Annotated in this window: 21 protein-coding genes and 1 tRNA gene; 16 read left to right on the top strand and 6 right to left on the bottom strand. The window is 59.1% G+C overall.

Annotated features, from left to right (window positions below):
• Positions 1-4: 4 nt before the first annotated feature.
• Genes phrB through AC0IXS_RS19685 form a run of 8 tightly spaced genes read left to right on the top strand, consistent with a single transcriptional unit; the run spans position 5 to position 6,780 of the window.
• Positions 5-1,453 (top strand): deoxyribodipyrimidine photo-lyase, encoded by a 1,449-nt coding sequence (gene phrB, locus AC0IXS_RS19720; RefSeq protein WP_122668442.1) that lies wholly within the window; start codon positions 5-7, stop codon positions 1,451-1,453.
• Positions 1,446-1,871 (top strand): nuclear transport factor 2 family protein, encoded by a 426-nt coding sequence (locus AC0IXS_RS19715; RefSeq protein WP_025993211.1) that lies wholly within the window; start codon positions 1,446-1,448, stop codon positions 1,869-1,871. Before phrB ends, AC0IXS_RS19715 begins: the two co-directional genes overlap by 8 nt.
• Entirely contained in the window at positions 1,868-2,668 is an 801-nt protein-coding gene (locus AC0IXS_RS19710; protein ID WP_057409499.1) for an SDR family NAD(P)-dependent oxidoreductase, read from the top strand. Before AC0IXS_RS19715 ends, AC0IXS_RS19710 begins: the two co-directional genes overlap by 4 nt.
• On the top strand, positions 2,665-3,912 hold the full coding sequence (locus AC0IXS_RS19705; protein WP_057409498.1) for an NAD(P)/FAD-dependent oxidoreductase: 1,248 nt from the start codon (positions 2,665-2,667) through the stop codon (positions 3,910-3,912). The genes AC0IXS_RS19710 and AC0IXS_RS19705 overlap by 4 nt, the downstream gene beginning before the upstream one ends.
• Positions 3,909-4,709: a DUF1365 domain-containing protein gene (locus tag AC0IXS_RS19700; RefSeq protein WP_122563295.1), complete on the top strand. Its 801-nt coding sequence runs from the start codon at positions 3,909-3,911 to the stop codon at positions 4,707-4,709. The genes AC0IXS_RS19705 and AC0IXS_RS19700 overlap by 4 nt, the downstream gene beginning before the upstream one ends.
• Positions 4,696-5,964 carry an SAM-dependent methyltransferase gene (locus AC0IXS_RS19695; RefSeq protein WP_025993215.1) on the top strand — a complete coding sequence of 423 codons (1,269 nt, stop codon included), beginning with the start codon at positions 4,696-4,698 and terminating at the stop codon, positions 5,962-5,964. Before AC0IXS_RS19700 ends, AC0IXS_RS19695 begins: the two co-directional genes overlap by 14 nt.
• Positions 5,957-6,469 (top strand): DUF2878 domain-containing protein, encoded by a 513-nt coding sequence (locus AC0IXS_RS19690; RefSeq protein ID WP_191958051.1) that lies wholly within the window; start codon positions 5,957-5,959, stop codon positions 6,467-6,469. The genes AC0IXS_RS19695 and AC0IXS_RS19690 overlap by 8 nt, the downstream gene beginning before the upstream one ends.
• A complete protein-coding gene (locus tag AC0IXS_RS19685; protein WP_199771951.1) occupies positions 6,466-6,780 on the top strand; it encodes a YkgJ family cysteine cluster protein in 315 nt (104 codons plus the stop codon). Before AC0IXS_RS19690 ends, AC0IXS_RS19685 begins: the two co-directional genes overlap by 4 nt.
• A gap of 72 nt (positions 6,781-6,852) precedes the next feature.
• Here the strand turns inward: AC0IXS_RS19685 and AC0IXS_RS19680 are convergent, their stop codons facing one another.
• The 6 genes from AC0IXS_RS19680 to hemA form a co-directional block, all read right to left on the bottom strand.
• Positions 6,853-7,371, bottom strand: coding sequence for an acyloxyacyl hydrolase (locus AC0IXS_RS19680; RefSeq protein ID WP_191958052.1), 519 nt, complete (start codon positions 7,369-7,371; stop codon positions 6,853-6,855).
• 116 nt (positions 7,372-7,487) lie between these two features.
• Positions 7,488-8,303, bottom strand: coding sequence for a glutamate racemase (murI, locus tag AC0IXS_RS19675; RefSeq protein ID WP_449124380.1), 816 nt, complete (start codon positions 8,301-8,303; stop codon positions 7,488-7,490).
• Positions 8,296-9,066 (bottom strand): molybdopterin-synthase adenylyltransferase MoeB, encoded by a 771-nt coding sequence (locus AC0IXS_RS19670; RefSeq protein ID WP_161987304.1) that lies wholly within the window; start codon positions 9,064-9,066, stop codon positions 8,296-8,298. The genes murI and AC0IXS_RS19670 overlap by 8 nt, the downstream gene beginning before the upstream one ends.
• The gene (gene prmC / locus AC0IXS_RS19665; protein WP_057409491.1) at positions 9,060-9,893 is read right to left on the bottom strand and encodes a peptide chain release factor N(5)-glutamine methyltransferase; all 834 of its coding nucleotides are present in this window, start codon (positions 9,891-9,893) and stop codon (positions 9,060-9,062) included. Before prmC ends, AC0IXS_RS19670 begins: the two co-directional genes overlap by 7 nt.
• Positions 9,894-10,976, bottom strand: a complete 1,083-nt coding sequence (gene prfA / locus AC0IXS_RS19660; RefSeq protein ID WP_471825486.1) for a peptide chain release factor 1 — start codon at positions 10,974-10,976, stop codon at positions 9,894-9,896.
• Positions 10,973-12,250: a glutamyl-tRNA reductase gene (gene hemA / locus AC0IXS_RS19655; RefSeq protein WP_057409490.1), complete on the bottom strand. Its 1,278-nt coding sequence runs from the start codon at positions 12,248-12,250 to the stop codon at positions 10,973-10,975. The genes prfA and hemA overlap by 4 nt, the downstream gene beginning before the upstream one ends.
• 226 nt (positions 12,251-12,476) lie before the next feature.
• Between hemA and AC0IXS_RS19650 the strand changes: the two genes are divergently transcribed.
• From AC0IXS_RS19650 to ychF, 8 genes are all read left to right on the top strand, one after another.
• Complete coding sequence (locus AC0IXS_RS19650; RefSeq protein WP_081021764.1) at positions 12,477-14,204, top strand: tetratricopeptide repeat protein; 1,728 nt, start codon at positions 12,477-12,479, stop codon at positions 14,202-14,204.
• A gap of 4 nt (positions 14,205-14,208) precedes the next feature.
• Positions 14,209-14,826: a lipoprotein insertase outer membrane protein LolB gene (gene lolB / locus AC0IXS_RS19645; protein ID WP_122668441.1), complete on the top strand. Its 618-nt coding sequence runs from the start codon at positions 14,209-14,211 to the stop codon at positions 14,824-14,826.
• Positions 14,827-14,828: 2 nt separating this feature from the next.
• Positions 14,829-15,677 (top strand): 4-(cytidine 5'-diphospho)-2-C-methyl-D-erythritol kinase, encoded by an 849-nt coding sequence (gene ispE, locus AC0IXS_RS19640; RefSeq protein ID WP_122574133.1) that lies wholly within the window; start codon positions 14,829-14,831, stop codon positions 15,675-15,677.
• Between the two features lie 37 nt (positions 15,678-15,714).
• Positions 15,715-15,789: transfer RNA gene (locus tag AC0IXS_RS19635), tRNA-Gln, on the top strand.
• Between the two features lie 45 nt (positions 15,790-15,834).
• On the top strand, positions 15,835-16,776 hold the full coding sequence (locus tag AC0IXS_RS19630) for a ribose-phosphate pyrophosphokinase (RefSeq protein ID WP_002552145.1): 942 nt from the start codon (positions 15,835-15,837) through the stop codon (positions 16,774-16,776).
• A 138-nt stretch (positions 16,777-16,914) separates the two neighbouring features.
• On the top strand, positions 16,915-17,529 hold the full coding sequence (locus AC0IXS_RS19625) for a 50S ribosomal protein L25/general stress protein Ctc (protein ID WP_043305703.1): 615 nt from the start codon (positions 16,915-16,917) through the stop codon (positions 17,527-17,529).
• A gap of 164 nt (positions 17,530-17,693) precedes the next feature.
• Positions 17,694-18,278 carry an aminoacyl-tRNA hydrolase gene (gene pth, locus AC0IXS_RS19620; protein WP_004879811.1) on the top strand — a complete coding sequence of 195 codons (585 nt, stop codon included), beginning with the start codon at positions 17,694-17,696 and terminating at the stop codon, positions 18,276-18,278.
• Between the two features lie 21 nt (positions 18,279-18,299).
• Positions 18,300-19,400 carry a redox-regulated ATPase YchF gene (gene ychF / locus AC0IXS_RS19615; RefSeq protein ID WP_004879814.1) on the top strand — a complete coding sequence of 367 codons (1,101 nt, stop codon included), beginning with the start codon at positions 18,300-18,302 and terminating at the stop codon, positions 19,398-19,400.
• The last annotated feature ends 144 nt before the right edge of the window (positions 19,401-19,544 follow it).

The following is a 19,544-nucleotide window of genomic DNA, read 5'->3' as shown; positions in this document are numbered from 1 at the left end:
CAACATGCAACTGCTTTGGCTGCGCACTGACCTGCGCGTTCATGACAATACTGCCTTGAGCGCCGCCATGGAGCGGGGACCGACCATGGCGGTCTATCTGATCAGTCCGGCCCAATGGCAAAGCCATGACGACGCAGACTGCAAGGTCGACTTCTGGCTGCGTAATCTGGTCGAGCTGGAAAAGGCGCTCGGCAAACTCAATGTGCCGTTGCTGATTCGCGAAGCGGATACCTGGGACAAGGCACCCGAGGTCCTGTCGAAACTGTGCAAGCAGTTCAAGATTGAAGCAGTTCACGCCAACGAGGAATACGGCATCAACGAAACCCGCCGCGACGAGGCGGTGCAGAAGACGCTGGAAGATGCCGGGGTTCATTTCCACAGCCATCTGGACCAGTTGCTGTTTAAGCCCGGCAGTGTTCTGACCAAGACCGGCAATTATTTCCAGGTCTTCAGCCAGTTCAAGAAAGTCTGCTATTCGCGGCTGCACGAAGCGATGCCGCGTACGGTACGCACGCCCAGGCCACAGGACTCTTTGCCGACCAAAAGCGACGCGATTCCGCATACGGTCAAAGGCTTCTCTACGCCGTCCGAAGCACTGCGCAACCTGTGGCCTGCGGGTGAGGACGAGGCGCATCGGCGTCTGTCCGAGTTCACTGACGATCAAATTCATTACTACAAGACTGAACGCGACCTCCCGGCAAAGCCCGGTACCAGTCAGCTGTCGGCCTACCTTGCAGCGGGCGTGGTATCGCCGCGTCAGTGCCTGCACGCAGCGCTGACCAGCAATCATGGTGAATTCGAGACGGGCAGTGAAGGAAGTGTGACCTGGATCAATGAGCTGCTATGGCGTGAGTTCTACAAGCACACGCTGGTCGGCTATCCTCGTGTTTCACGCCATCGTGCGTTTCGCCCCGAAACCGAAGCCTTGCAATGGCGTAACGCGCCTGACGAACTGCTGGCCTGGCAAGAGGCGCGCACCGGTCTGCCGATCATTGACGCGGCCATGCGTCAATTGCTGGAGACCGGCTGGATGCATAACCGACTACGGATGGTCGTTGCGATGTTCCTCACCAAGAATCTGCTGATCGACTGGCGGGAAGGCGAGCGCTTTTTCATGCGCCACCTGATCGACGGTGACCTGGCCGCCAACAACGGTGGCTGGCAATGGAGTTCGTCCACCGGAACGGACTCTGTGCCCTACTTCCGTATTTTCAACCCACTCTCCCAGTCGGAGCGATTCGACCCTGAAGGCGTGTTCCTCAAGCGCTGGCTGCCGGAGCTGGCTGATCTGAACAAAAAGCAGGTCCACAACCCGGCCTCTGCCGGCGGCCTGTTTGGCGTCGCGAATTATCCGGCCCCCATCGTCGACCTGAGCAAAAGCCGCGCCCGAGCGCTGGCCGCCTTCAAGGCCCTGCCCGGCCGCCAGTCGGCGACGGAGAAAGCGGATGACTGATTTCCTGCATCGATTCGCTGAAGGCTTTGCGGCGCTGAACAAGGACAACCTTGATCGGATCGCCGAGCTGTACAGCGATGACGTCTCTTTCAGCGATCCGATGCACGACATCCACGGCCTGGCAGACATGCGGCGTTATTTCGCCGAGCTGTATGCCAACGTCAGCGACCTGCGTTTCGACTTCCATGCGTTCGACGAAGTCAGGTCCGGTGAGGGCTATCTGCTCTGGACCATGCATTACTCACATCCGCGTCTGGCCAATGGCCGCACCATCCATGTCCAGGGCTGCTCGCACCTGAAGTGGCGCGACGACAAGGTTTATCGGCACCGGGACTACTTCGACGCTGGCGCACTGCTCTATGAGCATTTGCCCGTCATGGGTCGGGTGATCAATTGGCTCAAGAAGAGGTTGGCATGAACACTCCTGTTGCTCGACGTATCTGGCTGACCGGTGCAAGCAGCGGTATCGGCCTCGCGCTGGCCATTGAACTGCTCAAGGCGGGCCATCGTGTTGCGCTGACCGCACGCACGCTGGAGCCGCTGCAGAACCTGGCCGCGCAATACCCTACTCAAGTGCTGCTGGCCACCGGCGATATCACCGACGGCCTGCAGGTCACTGCCATTGCGGACCTGATCGCTCAGGAATGGGGTGCGCTGGACACGGCGATTCTCAACGCAGGCACCTGCGAGTACATCGATGCCCGGCAATTCGAAGCCGCGATGGTCGAGCGCGTGGTCCGCACCAACCTGCTGGCCAGCAGCTTCTGCATTCAGGAAGCCTTGCCACTGCTGCGTAAGGGGCGTCGTCCGCATCTGGTAGGCGTAGCCAGTGCCGTGACCTTCCTGGCCCTGCCACGCGCCGAAGCCTATGGCGCGTCCAAGGCTGGTCTGCGCTATCTGTTCGAAGCCCTGCGCCTGGATCTGGCCAGCGAGAATATCGACGTGACCATCGTCAGTCCGGGTTTCGTTGATACGCCGCTGACCGAGAAAAACGATTTTCCGATGCCCATGCGCTGGCCGGTCGGCAAGGCAGCGAAATACATCGCCCAGAATCTGGCACGCGAGAAACGTCCACTGGATATCGCTTTCCCTGCCGCATTCATTTTCAGCATGCGACTGCTGGCCATGCTGCCCGCCCGCGCCAGGTTCGCTATTGGCAAGCGCATGGCACGCTCTTCCGAATCCGGCACGACGTCGAATAAGGACTTTCAATGAAAATCGCCGTAGTCGGCAGCGGCATTGCCGGGCTGACCAGTGCCTACCTGCTCAACCGCTCGCACGATGTGACGGTGTTCGAGTCGTCCGACTGGATCGGCGGGCACACGCACACCGTGGATGTGCAGGTCGATGGTCGTCATCACGCCATCGATACCGGTTTCATTGTGTTCAACGACTGGACGTATCCGAACTTCATCAAGTTGCTCGGCCAGTTGGGTGTGGCGTTCAAACCCACCGAAATGAGTTTTTCGGTACACGATCCGCGTACCGGGGTCGAGTACAACGGCAACAACCTGAACAGTCTGTTCGCCCAGCGCAGCAACCTGCTGTCCCCCAAATTCTGGGGCATGCTGCGCGACATTCTGCGCTTCAATCGCCTGGCCATCGAAGACCTGGAAAACCAGCGTATTTCAGCCGACACCACGCTCGGTGACTACCTGAAAGACGGCGGTTACGGCCAGCGCTTTATCGATCATTACATCGTGCCGATGGGCGCTGCGATCTGGTCGATGTCGCTGGCGGACATGCTGGGATTCCCGCTGCAGTTCTTTGTGCGCTTCTTCAAGAACCACGGCCTGCTGTCAGTGACCAATCGGCCGCAGTGGTGCGTGATCGAAGGCGGTTCCAGAAGCTATATCGAGCCGTTGACGGCATCGTTTCGGGAGAAGATTCGTCTGTCCTGTCCGGTCACCCGTGTCGAGCGCGATCAGGACGGCGTGACGCTGCACAGCGCGATGGGCACCGAGCGCTTCGACAAGGTGATTTTCGCCTGTCACAGCGATCAGGCCCTCGCCATGCTGGCCGAGCCTTCCAGTGCCGAGCAAAGCGTTCTGGGCGCGTTGCGCTATGCCGAGAACGACGTGGTGCTGCACACCGACACCCGCCTGCTGCCTGACCGTCGCCTGGCCTGGGCCAGCTGGAATTACCGGCTGGGCGGCGGCGAGCAGCAACTGGCGGCCGTCACGTATGACATGAATATCCTGCAGGGCATCGAAAGCGACACCACCTTCTGCGTGAGCCTGAATCAGAACGCGGCCATCGATTCTGAAAAAGTCATCGGCCGCTATCGCTATGCTCACCCGCAATACAGCCTGCAGGCCGTTGCAGCCCAGGCTCGCTGGGAAGAAATCAACGGCGTCGATCACACCTGGTACTGCGGCGCGTATTGGGCCAACGGGTTCCATGAAGACGGCGTGGTCAGCGGTCTGCGTGTCGCCAAAGCCTTCGGGGAAGCCCTGTGAACAGCGCGCTTTACAGCGGCTGGATCTCGCATCGGCGGTTTGCGCCGCGAGCGCATGCCTTCACCTATCGCATCGGCCTGCTGTATCTGGACCTGGATGAACAGGCCAGCGTGCTCGGCTTATCGCCGCTGGCCGGGAGCAAACGCTTTGCGCCGTTCTCGTTCCGTGAACGCGATTACCTGCCGGAGCTGACAGGCCGTGGTCTGTCGCTGATCGAGGCCGTGCGCGAGCGGGTCAGTGCTGCGCTGGGGCGCACGCCGACCGGCTCCGTTTGCCTGCTGACTCAGGCGCGCAGCTGGGGCCTGTCGTTCAATCCGGTGAGTTTCTTCTATTGCCATGAGGCTGACGGCACGCTGGCCGCCATCTTGTGTGAAGTGACCAACACCCCGTGGGGCGAGCGCTACAGCTATGTACTGCCGGCCGACGGCGAAGGGCATCAGCATTTTGCCGTAGCCAAGGCGTTTCATGTTTCACCGTTTCTGCCTCGCGATCTTGAATACCGCATGAGTTTCAGCCAGCCTGCCGAACGCATCGGCGTGCACATGGCCGACTGGCAGGGCGAACTGAAAATGTTCGACGCCACGCTGAACCTGACGCGCCAGAGCCTGAGCCGTCAAACGCTGCACCGTTACCTGATCACGTTTCCCTGGATGACCGCAAAAACCTGTCTGGCGATTTACTGGCAGGCCATGCGCCTGCTCGCCAAACGCATTCCGATCTTTTCCCATCAGGCCGCCGACGGCGAGTACCGTGCTGCCGCCGCGCAACCCAAGGATTCACGCCATGAAAAGCAGTAGCAGTAGTTTTTCTGCCAATCTGGGTACCAACAGCCTGACCGCCAGCATCCTGCGTCGAGGTGTGCTTCGACAACTGGCAGGCCTGCGCAATGGTCAACTGGTCGTCATCGAAGGTGGCGAGCGCCACACATTCGGCAAGGCAGGCGCCCTGATTCAAGGTGAAGTGCACGTTCTGGATTCTGCCGCCTGGGGCATGATCGCCAGCACCGGCTCGATCGGTGCTGCCGAGGCGTTCATCCACGGGTACTGGACCACGCCGGACCTGACCGCCGTGGTCAGAATCTTCGTCAGCAACCTGGATGTGCTGGACGCTATGGAAGGCGGTTTCGCCCGCCTGACGCGTCCGGTGATTCACGGCCTGCACTGGCTGAACCGCAACACGCGCAAAGGCTCGCAGAAAAACATCGCAGCTCATTACGACTTGGGCAACACGCTGTTCGAGCAATTTCTCGACCCGACGATGATGTACTCCGCCGCCCAGTTCCTGAGCCCGGACGACACACTGGAACAGGCGCAGTTGAACAAACTGGAGCGCATCTGCCAGAAGCTGGCGCTCAAGCCGACCGATCACCTGCTGGAAATCGGCACGGGCTGGGGCAGCATGGCCATCTATGCGGCGCAGCATTATGGATGCCGGGTCACGACCACGACCCTTTCCGCCGAGCAATTCGCCTACACCGAACAACGCCTGAACGAACTGGGTCTGAAGGATCGCGTCACGCTGTTGCTGACCGACTACCGAGACCTGACCGGCGAGTACGACAAGCTGGTGTCCATCGAAATGATCGAAGCCGTGGGCCACCGCTTCCTGCCGACCTATTTCAAGCAGTGCGCCAGCCTGCTCAAAAGCGACGGGCTGATGCTGCTGCAGGCGATCACCATTCGCGAGCAGCGTTACGCGCAGGCCAAGCGCAATGTGGACTTCATCCAGCGCTATATCTTTCCCGGCGGCGCCCTGCCCTCGGTGGCGAAGATGCTCGACATCGTCGGTTCCGACACCGACATGAACCTGCTGCACATGGAAGACTTCGGCCTGCACTACGCTCGCACGCTGCGCATGTGGTACGACAATTTCAGGCACGCCCACGTCAAACTGACCGAACTGGGCTATGACGAGTATTTCCTGCGGTTGTGGGAGTTCTATCTGTGCTACTGCGAGGGCGGCTTTCTGGAGCGCACCATCGGCACTGCACAACTGTTGCTGGCCAAACCCGAAGCATTGCGTGAACCGCTGCTCGGACGTTTCAATGCTTAAGCCGGTCGCCAACGCACTGCTGTTCCAGGCGGGCTGGTTCGCCTGCGTGCTGGGCAGCAACAGTTACTGGCTACTGATTGCCGTCGGCGTGCTGCTGATTCACTTCCTGTGGGTCAGCTCATGGGCGGCCGAAGGGCGTCTGGTATTGCTGGTGACACTGGCGGGCACAGTACTGGACAGTGTGCTGATGACGCTGGGGGTGTTCGATTTCGGCACCGGCGGTTATCTGATCCCGCTGTGGCTGATTCTGTTGTGGGCGATTCTGGGCACCACGCTCAACCATTGCCTCGCCTGGACAGCGACGCCCGTCTGGCGGGCGGCGGTTCTGGGCGCTATTGGCGGCCCGATGTCTTACTATGCCGGCTCACAACTGGCGCAGGTTCATCTTCCGCTCGGGTTCTGGCCCAGCATGACGCTGCTTGCCTTGATCTGGGCAGCTGTGTTCCCCCTGCTTCAGTGGCTGGCAGCAAGCGTGCACGCCAGACACCCGGGAGCTTCCCTCTGAACGACACCCTCATCCCGCTCGTACCTGTCATCGACGAGGGACCAGTGACCTGCTCCACCTGCGCAGCCTGTTGTTGCCAACTGGAGGTGATGCTCATCACCGACACAGGTGTGCCCGAACGCTATATAGATACCGATGACTGGGGTGGCGAGGTCATGCTGCGCCTGGACGACGGCTGGTGCGCGGCACTGGATCGCAACACGATGATGTGCACGATCTATGAGAAACGACCGTTGATCTGCAGGGAATTCGAGGCGGGAGCCGAGGATTGTCTGAACGAGCGCAAGGGGATTGCGACGGCTTATCTTTGATGGTGCTGCAGGTGAGACCTGCAGCTTGCCGGAAGCATGCCAATGCAGCGCATTGGCACGATCAGGTTTGAATCAGAACGGCATTTTGTAGTGAAGTGCGTAGCTTTCGATACCATCGTTCGGCTGTTTGATGCCGGCGTTGGAGTAGTGAGTGGCACGGATGCCGACCTCATGACCGCCCGCGAAACGCAGACCGAAACCGACACGGTCTTCGAAGTTGAAGGCCGAGCCAAACTTGCGATCTTCAACCTGAGTGTTCGAGAACACGGAAACACCGATACCTGCCTCGATGTAAGGCTTCACGCTGCCGCCTGCGAACTCATAGACCAGAACCGGAGAGAACGACAGACTGTGGTTGTCTTTGTAATCCTTGCCGTCCCAGTAGGTGTAGGCACCATCCCAGTAACCGGTCAGACGACCCACGTCGCTTTGCAGCCAGGTCTTGTCCCAATCGAATTGAACGCCCAGACGATAAGTCATGGTCGATTCGCCGGTCTGACCGACCGAAAACTCGACGCCATCAGCCTGCGCCATTGAAACTTGCCCCGCCAGGATGGCTGAAAAAACAGCCATGCAAAAGAATCTCTTCATGAGAAACGCCCTAAATTGTATGAAGTGTTACCAGTATTAAATTTGGTCAGTCGCGCTTATAGAAATCGCAGACGAAGCGTTAGTTCAGCCCCGAAACGATTTTTTTCACGTTTTTTTTACAAATGGAAGCTTCTCACATTACTGGAAGTTTTCCACAGGTTGCGTAGGACTTTTCTGAATTTGTCAGGATCGTCACTGGACCAATACAACGTCTCGCGAGCAGGGCCACCGGCGAGCAGACCATTTGCGGCAAGGAGACGCTCAAGCTGACGCGCCACCGCAGCACCGGTATCGATCAGGGCGACCGACTCGGGGAGCATTTGCTGCAACAGCGGTTTGAGGAAGGGGTAATGCGTGCAGCCCAGAATGACAGTGTCGCAACGCTCGACCAACAGAGGCTCGACGTAGCGACCAAGCAACTGGCGAATCTGCGGGCTGTGCAGATCACCGGTTTCAATCAGCTCGACCAGCCCCGGGCAGGGCTGGGTCACGACACGGACATCACTGGCGAACCTGTCGAGCAAGGCGGCGAAACGGGCGCTCTGCAGCGTTCCAGTCGTTGCCAGCACGCCTACAACGCCGCTGCGGGTCGCCTCGGCCGCCGGTTTGACCGCAGGCTCCATGCCCACGATGGGCCAATCCGGGTAAAGCTGACGGATATGGGCAACGCCTGCCGCAGTGGCCGTATTGCACGCAACGACCAGCGCCTTGGCACCCTGCTCGCGAAAGAAACCGGCAATGGTCAGGCAGCGCTCGACGATGTACTCGGGGCTTTTTTCGCCATACGGAATGTGGCCGCAATCGGCCAGGTACATCAGCGATTCGTGGGGCAGCCTCTGACGAATCTCGCCCAGCACCGACAGGCCACCGACACCAGAGTCGAACACCCCGACCGGAGCGTCGCTGCCATAGCTCATGTGAACGTCAAGCATGCTCGCCCTGCCCGCTTGCCGCACCGCAGACGCTGCAACCGGGGTCACGCTTGACCTTCAATTCTCGAAAACGGGTGGTCAGGGCATCGATCAGCAACAAGCGGCCCACCATCGGTTCGCCAAAACCTGCGAGCAGCTTCAAGGCTTCAAGGGCCTGCAGGCTCCCCACCAAACCGACCAGTGGGCCGATGACACCGGCCTCACTGCAGGTCAGTTCAGCCTCGCTGCCATGCCCGTACAGACAGTGGTAACAGGGACTCTCGCTGCGCCGCGGGTCGAACACCGACAGCTGACCTTCGAGCCGAATGGCCGCGCCGCTGACCAGCGGCTTGCCAGCCATCACGCACGCAGCATTGACTGCCTCGCGGGTCGAGAAGTTATCGGAGCAGTCCAGAACCAGATCCACGGCTTGTACCGCGGCGCTCAATGAATCGACGTCCAGCGCTTCACGATGAGCAACCAGTCTGACTTCGGGGTTGATGGCGGTCAGACGCGCGATGGCCGAATCCACTTTGGCCATGCCGACACTCTGGGTGTCATGAATGATCTGGCGTTGCAGATTGGTCAGATCGACGCTGTCGAAGTCTGCCAGATGCAACTCGCCGACCCCGGCGGCCGCAAGATAAAGCGCGACCGGCGAGCCCAGCCCGCCGAGCCCGACCACTAGTGCCCGGCTTTTGCCGAGGCGCAACTGTCCTTCGATATCGACGTGTTGCAGCAGAATCTGCCGGCTATAGCGCAGCAGCTCCTGATCACTCAGCACGGCACGCATCCGAAGGTAATACGCTCATGTTCACCCAGATCACGGCGGGTCTGAATGCGCTCGAAACCATGACGGATCAGCAACTCGCGCACTGCTGGACCCTGGTCATAGCCATGTTCCAGCAACAACCAGCCGCCCGGACTCAGGTGAGCAGGCGCCTCGCTGATGATGGTGCGCAGATCATCCAGACCATCGGGACCTGCCGTCAGCGCACTGCCTGGTTCGAAACGCACATCGCCCATCGAAAGATGCGGATCGGCTTCAGAGATGTACGGCGGGTTGCTGATGATCAGGTCGAACTGCCGACCTTCCAGCGCACTGAACCAGTGGCTGTTCAGAACTTCGGCGTTGTCCAGCTGCAGACGCTGGCGATTGCGTTCGGCCAGTTCCACGGCTTCAAGCACACGATCAACGGCGGTGATCTTCCACTGCTGACGGTCATTGGCCAGGGCCAGACCGATGGCGCCGGTGCCTGTTCCCAGGTCGAGCACTTGAGCGGGTGCGAACGCAGGCACCAACTCCAATGCAGCCTCGACCAGCATTTCAGTCTCGGGTCGTGGAATCAGGGTGTGCGGCGCAACTTCGAGGTCGAGCTTCCAGAAGCCTTGCTGACCCAGGATATAGGCAACAGGCTCGCCGGTACGGCGACGTTGCAGGTAACCCGCGAACGCCAGCGCCGCTTCAGTACTGACAATGCGCTCGGGCCAGGTGTGCAGGAAGCTGCGGGGCTTGCCCAGGGCAGCGGCCAGCAGCAACTCGGCGTCGAGCCGGGCGGTCGGGGAATCGGGAAGCTCAGCGCTTCTTAACAAGCTGGCGATGATGGTCATTTACTCACCCAGTGCCGCAAGTTGATCAGCCTGATATTCAGCGAGTAGCGGCTCTATCACTGCATCGACTCCACCAGCCATGACTTCATCCAGCGAATACAGGGTCAGGTTCACGCGGTGATCCGTTACTCGCCCCTGAGGGAAATTGTACGTGCGAATACGCTCCGAACGATCACCGGAGCCGACCAGCAGCTTGCGCTCGCTGGCAATCGCATTGGCCGCGGCGCTGGTCTGCTGGTCATTGAGTTTGGCAGATAACCAGGACATCGCACGCGCTCTGTTCTTGTGTTGCGAACGCTCTTCCTGGCACTCCACGACGATGCCTGACGGCAAGTGGGTAATGCGGATGGCCGAGTCGGTCTTGTTGACGTGCTGCCCGCCGGCGCCGGAAGAACGGTAGGTGTCGACACGCAGGTCCGCCGGGTTGATCTCGATCGCCTGCTGCTCATCAGGCTCCGGCAATACAGCCACCGTGCAGGCCGACGTATGAATGCGGCCCTGGGATTCGGTTTCGGGTACACGCTGCACACGATGCGCACCTGACTCGAACTTCAGCTTGCCGTAGACGTTCTCGCCTTCGACACGGGCAATGACTTCCTTGTAGCCGCCATGTTCGCCTTCGTTCTCGGACAGTACTTCCACGCGCCAGCCACGTCGTTCGGCATAACGCGAATACATGCGAAACAGGTCGCCGGAGAAAATCGCCGCCTCGTCACCGCCGGTACCGGCGCGTATTTCCAGAAACACGTTACGGCCGTCGTTGGGGTCTTTGGGCAGCAACAGACGCTGCAACTCAGCTTCCAGTTCGACCAACTGCAGTTTGGTCTCCCGGACTTCCTCGACCGCCATTTCACGCATGTCCGGGTCACTGTCCTTGAGCAGTGCCTGAGCGCCTTCGAGATCGGCCACCAGCTTGATGCGCTGACTGTAGAGCGCGATAACAGGCTCTACTTCGGCGTATTCACGGGAATAGGCGCGAAACTTGGTCTGATCGCTGATGACTTCTGCATCGCCCAGCAACGCAGTCAGTTCCTCGAAGCGGTCGCTGAGCACATCCAGCTTGTTGAGCAGTGAAGCTTTCATTGCGGGGTTTTATCCGTCGAGCCCTCACCGAGGGCAAAAAGTTCCTGAGCCATGGCCAGCGCATCGACGCGGCCTTCGGCAGACAGCTTCTTGAGCTGAACGCTCGGAGCGTGCAGCAATTTGTTGGTCAGACCGCGCGCCAGTTGCACCAGCACGTCTTCAGCATTGCTGCCGTTGGCGAGCATACGCTGGGCCTTGCTCAGTTCTTCGTCCCGCAAACGCTCGCTCTGCTGGCGATAGGCGCGCAGCACATCGACTGCCGCCAGCTCACGCAGGCGGGACATGAAGTCCTCGGCTCCGGCACTGACCAGCTGTTCAGCCGCCAGCGCTGCGCCCTGACGACTCTTGAGATTCTCGGCGACGACTTCATGCAGGTCATCGACGCTGTACAGATAAACGTCATCCAGTTCGCCGACTTCCGGCTCGATATCGCGGGGTACGGCAATATCGACCATGAAGATCGGCTTGTGCTTGCGCAGTTTCAGCGCACTTTCAACAGCGCCCTTGCCCAGGATCGGCAACTGACTGGCCGTAGAGCTGATGACAATGTCGCTGTTGACCAGCTCGGCCGGAATATCCGACAGCAACACCGCATGGGCACCGAACTCGGCGGCCAGAATACTCGCACGCTCCAGCGTGCGGTTGGCGACCACGATGCGTTTGACGCCAAGGTCGTGCAAATGCCGGGCGACCAGCGTGATGGTCTCGCCCGCGCCGATCAGAAGCGCCTGACTGCGCTGCAGATCGCTGAAAATCTGTTTGGCCAGACTGACGGCTGCGAACGCTACCGATACCGGGTTCTCGCCAATGGCGGTGTCCGTGCGCACCTGTTTGGCAGCGCTGAACGTGGCCTGGAACAGTCGGCCGAGCAACGGACCGACGGTACCCGCCTCGCGGGCGACAGCGTACGCCGATTTCATCTGGCCGAGAATCTGCGGCTCGCCCAATACCAGAGAATCGAGACCCGACGCCACGCGCATCATGTGCCGCACGGCCTCGTCGTCTTCGTAGACATAGGCGCTGGCGCGCAGCTCATCCAGGCTCAGATGATGATAATCGGCAAGCCAGGCCAGAATCTGATCGGCCACCAGTTCGTCGTGCTCGATGTACAGCTCACTGCGATTGCAGGTTGAAAGGATCGCCGCTTCACGGCTATGCGTCAGGCGACACAGCTGCTGCAGGGCCTCAACCAACTGTTCGGGCGTAAATGCCACGCGCTCGCGAACGTCGACCGAGGCGGTCTTATGGTTGATGCCAAGTGCAAGGAAGGCCATTCAGGGTCGCTGGTTGTGACGTGAAGCCGGCAATTGTCCTACTTCAATAAGCTCAGAACAACCACCGCATATTATTGTCCCACTAGAATCGTTCGTCGCAGGCCGCCTGTGCAGGCCTGCAGCACCGCTAAAATAAGCATTGCAGTACTTTTTCCGACGGCTGTGGGTTTGCCAACAGCCTTGTGTCATGATGATCCAAACCGCAGGTAAGCCGCCCTTCTTATATATGAATAGATTCTCCGCGTTGTTCCTTGCCCTGGCCTTTCTAGGCGGTTGTCAGTCCATGACCCCCGTTGCGTCGCAGCCCGATACTGCGCAGAAAGACACCCCTCCCGCGCCTGAAACCAAGCCGCAGGTTTATGGTTCGTTCACTCAGGAGACCCTCGTCAGCCTGCTGAGCGCGGAGCTGGCTGGCCAACGCAACCGCTTCGACATCGCGCTGGACAACTACGTGACCCAGGCGATCAAGACTCAGGATCCGGGCGTTTCCGAGCGTGCCTATCGCATCGCCGAATACATGGGCGCCGACCAGTCGGCGCTGGAAACTGCGCTGATCTGGGCCAGAAACGACCCGAAGAACCTTGAGGCGCAACGGGCCGCCGCCATTCAGCTGGCGCGCTCCGGCCGATACGACGATTCCATGGCTTACATGGAGAAGGTGCTGCAGGGTCAGGGCGACACGCATTTCGACTTCCTGGCACTGTCCGCTGCAGAAACCGATTCGGATACGCGCAACGGTCTGCTCAAGAGCTTCGACCGCTTGCTGGGAAAATACCCGAATAACGGGCAACTGATCTTTGGCAAGGCCTTGCTGCTCCAGCAGAACGGCGATTCCGAGCAGTCGCTCAAACTGCTGGAAGACAATCCCCCCAAGGAAGGCGAAGTCGCGCCGATCCTGCTGCGCACCCGACTGCTGCAAAGCATGGGCCGCGGCAAGGAAGCACTGCCGATCCTTGAAAAAAGCATCAAGAAATACCCCGAAGACAAACGTCTGCGCCTGACCTATGCCCGCATGCTGGTGGAACAGAACCGCATGAATGATGCAAAGGCGCAGTTCTCCAGCCTTCTGCAGCAGTATCCGGAAGACGATGACCTGCGCTTTTCGCTGGCACTGGTCTGTCTGGAAGCCAAGGCCTGGGATGAAGCGGCTGGTTATCTGGAAGAGCTCATCGCCCGCGGTGCCCACGTCGATTCGGCGCACCTGAATCTGGGCCGCATTCACGAAGAACGCGATGACCCGCAAAGCGCGCTGGATGAATACGCCCAGGTCGGTCCCGGCACTGATTTCCTGACGGCACAATTGCGCCAGAGCGACATCCTGATCAGCAATGGCAACGCCGCAGAAGCCTCCAAGCGTCTGGCCGAGGCTCGCGACTCCCAACCGGAATACGCCATACAGCTTTATCTGATCGAAGCCGAAACCCTGACCAGCAACGACCATGCCGACCGTGGCTGGCAGGTACTGAGTCAGGCGCTCAAGCAATACCCGGACGACATCAACCTGCTGTACACCCGGGCGATGCTCGCCGAAAAGCGCAATGACCTGGCGCAGATGGAAAAGGATCTGCGCTCGATCATCAAGCGCGAGCCTGAAAACGCCATGGCCCTCAATGCACTGGGTTATACGCTTTCCGACCGCACCACGCGCTATGCCGAGGCACGAGCGCTGATCGAAAAGGCTCACTCGATAAACCCCGACGATCCGGCCGTTCTCGACAGCCTTGGCTGGGTCAATTATCGAATGGGCAATCTGGACGAGGCCGAACGCCTGCTGCGCAAGGCCCTCGAACGCTTCCCCGACCACGAAGTCGCCGCTCACCTGGGTGAAGTGCTCTGGGCCAAAGGCCAACAGAGCGAAGCCCGAAAAGTCTGGGCCAAGGCCCTGGAACAGCAACCCGACAGCCCTATTCTGCGCAGCACCCTGCGGCGCTTGACCGGATCAGAGACCCTTTGACGTTATGTTTTTGCGCCACGTAGTTGTATTCAGCCTCATCGCCCTGCTCGCCGGTTGTGCCGGCCTCACGTCCCGCGAATCGGTTCAGGGCAAGGGCGATCCCGCGCAATGGCGCGAACACAAACAGCAACTGAGCAGCCTCGACGGCTGGCAGATCAACGGCAAGGTCGGTATTCGCGCGCCGAAAGACTCCGGCAGCGGCACGCTGTTCTGGTTGCAGCGTCAGGACTATTACGACATCCGCCTCTCCGGTCCGCTGGGACGTGGTGCGGCGCGCCTGACCGGCAGACCCGGCGCAGTTGCGCTCGAAGTGGCCAATCAGGGTCGCTACGAAGCCAAGACCCCTGAAGAACTTCTGCAGGACCAGCTCGGCTGGAGACTCCCGGTTTCTCACCTTGTGTGGTGGGTACGCGGCCTTCCCGCACCAGACAGCAAAAGTCAGGTCATCCTGGACGGCGACAGTCGCCTGGCGAGTCTTGATCAGGACGGCTGGCAGGTCGAGTACCTGAGTTACGTCGAACAGAACGGCTACTGGCTGCCCGAACGCGTGAAACTGCACGGCCAGGACCTCGACGTTACGCTGGTCATCAAGGACTGGCAGCCTCGCAAACTGGGGCAGTGAACATGAACACACCGCAACTGGTTCTGCCCGCCCCGGCAAAACTGAACCTGATGCTGCACATTCTGGGACGCCGCCCTGACGGCTATCACGAGTTGCAGACGATCTTTCAGTTTCTCGATCACGGCGACGAGCTGGGTTTTGCCATTCGCGAAGACGGCGAGATTTGCCTGCAGACCGATGTGCCAGGCGTTCCACACGACAGCAATCTGATCGTCAAGGCGGCCCGGGCACTTCAGGAACAGTCGGGCTGCAAGCTCGGCATGGATATCTGGCTGGAAAAGCGCCTGCCCATGGGCGGCGGCATTGGCGGCGGCAGCTCTGATGCCGCGACCACCCTGCTGGGTCTGAATCATTTATGGAATCTTGGCTGGGACGAGGATCGCCTCGCCGCACTGGGCCTGACGCTCGGCGCCGATGTCCCGGTTTTCGTCCGTGGCCACGCGGCGTTTGCAGAAGGCGTCGGAGAAATTCTGACCCCCGTAAACCCCGAAGAACCTTGGTATTTGGTGCTTGTTCCGCAAGTCGCTGTAAGTACAGCAGAAATTTTTTCAGATCCGTTGTTGACACGCGACTCGCCGCCCATTAAAGTGCGCCCCGTTCCCAAGGGAAACAGTCGAAATGACTGTAAAGCGGTTGTAGAGAGGCGTTATCCAGAAGTACGTAACGCTTTGAATTTGTTAGGTAATTTTACCGAAGCAAAATTAACCGGAACTGGAAGTTGTGTGTTTGGGGCCTTCCCAAACAAAGCTGAAGCTGATAAAGTCTCGGCCCTTCTTACAGAGACCCTTACAGGGTTTGTCGCGAAAGGAAGTAACATTTCGATGTTGCATCGCAAGCTTCAAGATCTGTAGCAGGAATTGAGTGCCAGGCACTCGATTGATTCAATACAGGGGCGTCGCCAAGCGGTAAGGCAGCAGGTTTTGATCCTGCCATGCGTTGGTTCGAATCCAGCCGCCCCTGCCATTTTCCATACTCATCCAGGTTACCCTCAGCCTCTAGGTACTGCGCGTGTCCAAGATGATGGTCTTTACGGGGAATGCTAACCCCGATCTCGCTCGGCGTGTAGTACGTCAGCTGCATATCCCACTGGGTGATGTTTCTGTTGGTAAGTTCTCCGACGGCGAAATCAGCACTGAGATTAATGAAAACGTCCGCGGTAAAGACGTCTTCATCATTCAGCCGACCTGCGCTCCGACAAATGACAACCTGATGGAACTCGTCGTGATGGCTGATGCCTTCCGCCGCTCCTCAGCGTCCCGAATCACTGCTGTGATTCCTTACTTTGGTTATGCCCGTCAGGACCGCCGTCCGCGTTCCGCACGTGTGGCTATCAGCGCGAAAGTCGTCGCCGATATGCTGACCGTGGTGGGTATCGATCGTGTTCTCACGGTTGATCTTCATGCTGACCAGATCCAGGGTTTCTTCGATATTCCGGTAGATAACATCTACGGCTCCCCCGTTCTGGTGGATGACATCGAAGACCAGCGCTTTGAAAACCTGATGATCGTTTCTCCGGATATCGGCGGCGTCGTGCGTGCACGAGCAGTGGCCAAATCCCTGGGCGTCGATCTCGGGATCATCGACAAACGCCGTGAGAAAGCCAATCACTCCGAAGTGATGCATATCATCGGTGATGTCGAAGGGCGCACCTGTATTCTGGTCGATGACATGGTCGATACCGCCGGCACCCTGTGCCACGCGGCCAAGGCCCTGAAAGAGCATGGCGCTGCCAAGGTCTTTGCCTACTGCACACACCCTGTGCTGTCGGGTCGGGCGATCGAAAACATTGAAAATTCCGTGCTGGACGAACTGGTGGTGACGAACACCATCCCGTTGTCCGCTGCTGCACAAGCCTGTAGCCGTATCCGCCAACTGGATATTGCACCGGTAGTCGCCGAAGCGGTTCGCCGCATCAGCAACGAAGAATCGATCAGCGCGATGTTCCGCTAAGGGTTCTCCCTAAGCCTGCATTTCGTCGACGAAAAGCGCCCCGCCCTGGCATCCGGTCAGGGCGGGGCTTTTTTGCCCATATCGCTCTGGCGCTGGTCGCAAACGCCATTGTGAATGTGGTTATTTTGGAGAAACAACATGAACGATTTTACTCTGAATGCTGAACAGCGTTCCGACCTGGGGAAAGGTGCGAGCCGCCGCCTGCGTCGTCTCGCTAGCCTGGTTCCAGCTGTTGTCTACGGTGGCGACAAAGCCCCTGAGTCCATCAGCATGCTGGCCAAGGAAGTTGCAAAACTGCTCGAAAACGAAGCTGCTTTCAGCCACGTTATCGAACTGAACGTTGCTGGTAAGAAGCAAAACGTTCTGATCAAGGCCCTGCAGCGTCACCCGGCCAAAGGCCACGTGATGCACGCTGACTTCGTGCGCGTTATCGCTGGTCAGAAACTGACCGCTATCGTGCCGATCCACTTCATCAACGAAGAAGCTCCGGTCAAGAAAGGCGGCGAGATCTCGCACACTACCACTGAACTGGAAGTGACCTGCCTGCCAAAAGACCTGCCTGAGTTCATCGAAGTTGACCTGGGCGCGCTGGAAATCGGTGACAACGTTCACCTGTCCGAACTGAAAGCCCCTAAAGGCGTTGAGTTCGTCGCTTTGGCACACGGTACCGACCTGGCAATCGCCAACGTCCACGCACCGCGTATCGTCAAAGACGAAGAAGAAGGCGAAGCAGAAGAAGGCGCTGCAGAGTAATTTCATTACTGTGCAGAGTCGGAGTTGCTCAGGAAACATCGCGAGCGATAGCAGGCAAAGCGGGCGGAATCGCGGAGTTTACATCATGGTAAATGAGCACTTTTCGTCCACGTTGCCGCTGTCGTCAGCGGCTTGACCACAACTCCAAAGGAAGGGCCCCTGTCGTGACCGCCATACAACTGATCGTTGGCCTGGGAAATCCAGGCGCTGAATACGAACAGACCCGGCATAACGCAGGGGCTCTTTTCGTTGAGCGTATTGCTGCGGCGCAACGAGTCAATCTCGTTCCCGAGCGCAAATTCTTTGGCCTGACCGGACGCTTCTCGCATCAGGGTCAGGATGTTCGTCTGTTGATCCCCACCACGTACATGAACCGCAGCGGCCAGGCCGTGGCGGCACTCGCCGGTTTCTATCGCATTCCGGTCGACTCGATTCTGGTGGCGCACGACGAACTTGACCTGCCTCCGGGCGTTGCCAAACTCAAAGTGGGCGGCGGCCATGGCGGTCATAACGGACTGCGCGACATCATCGCGCAGCTCGGCAATCAGAACACTTTTCATCGCTTGCGGCTTGGCATAGGCCACCCGGGCGATGCCAGCAAGGTGTCGGGCTTTGTTCTGGGTCGAGCGCCGCGCGCCGAACAGGAAAAGCTGGACGCCAGTATCGACTTTGCCCTCGGCGTGCTGCCGGATATCTTCGCCGGTGAATGGAACCGGGCGATGAAAAACCTGCACAGCCAGAAGGCCTGACATCACTCGAGGGGAAACACCATGGGATTCAATTGCGGCATCGTCGGCCTGCCTAACGTCGGCAAGTCCACCCTGTTCAACGCCCTGACCAAATCCGGTATTGCGGCCGAGAACTTCCCCTTCTGCACCATCGAGCCGAACAGCGGCATTGTGCCGATGCCGGATCCACGCCTTGCCGCGCTGGCCGCGATCGTGAACCCGAAGCGCATCCTGCCGACCACCATGGAATTCGTCGACATCGCGGGCCTCGTTGCCGGCGCCTCGAAAGGTGAAGGCCTGGGCAACAAGTTTCTGGCCAACATTCGCGAAACCGACGCCATTGCTCACGTGGTGCGCTGCTTCGAAGACGAGAACGTGATTCACGTCTCCAACAGTGTCGACCCCAAGCGCGATATCGAGATCATCGACCTCGAACTGATCTTCGCCGACCTCGACAGCTGCGAAAAGCAACTGCAGAAAGTCACCCGCAATGCCAAGGGCGGCGACAAGGACGCGGTGGTCCAAAAGGGCCTGCTCGAGCAATTGATCAGCCACTTCACCGAAGGCAAGCCGGCGCGCAGCCTGATGAAGTCCATGAGCAATGACGAGAAAGCCGTCATTCGTGGCTTCCACCTGCTGACCACCAAGCCGGTCATGTACATCGCCAACGTCGCGGAAGACGGTTTCGAGAACAACCCGCTGCTGGACGTGGTTCGCGCCATCGCCGAAGAAGAAGGCGCAATGCTGGTGCCGGTCTGCAACAAGATCGAAGCGGAAATCGCCGAGCTGGATGACGGCGAAGAGAAAGACATGTTCCTCGAAGCCCTGGGCCTTGAAGAACCCGGCCTGAACCGCGTGATTCGCGCCGGCTACGAAATGCTCCACCTGCAGACCTACTTCACCGCCGGTGTAGAAGAAGTCCGCGCATGGACCGTCCGCGTCGGTGCAACCGCACCTCAGGCCGCAGGCGTCATCCACACCGATTTCGAAAAAGGCTTCATCCGCGCCGAATGTGTCGCCTACGACGACTTCATCCAGTACAAGGGTGAAGGCGGCGCAAAGGAAGCGGGTAAATGGCGCCTGGAAGGCAAGGACTACATCGTCAAGGACGGTGATGTGCTGCACTTCCGTTTCAACGTCTGATCGGAATATTAAGTTTCACGGTGTTTTTTGAAACACTGTGAAACTGACCAAAACCCATTAAAACCGCGCCTTTGCGCGGTTTTTCTGTTTCAGAAAGTCGCATCTTGTTTCTGCCGCTTTCATCCAAGAGGTGAGTAGGTTTTT

Source organism: Pseudomonas sp. AC016 (assembly GCF_979253365.1).
Note: the sequence above shows the minus strand (reverse complement) of the source record. Positions and strands in the feature narration are given on the sequence as shown.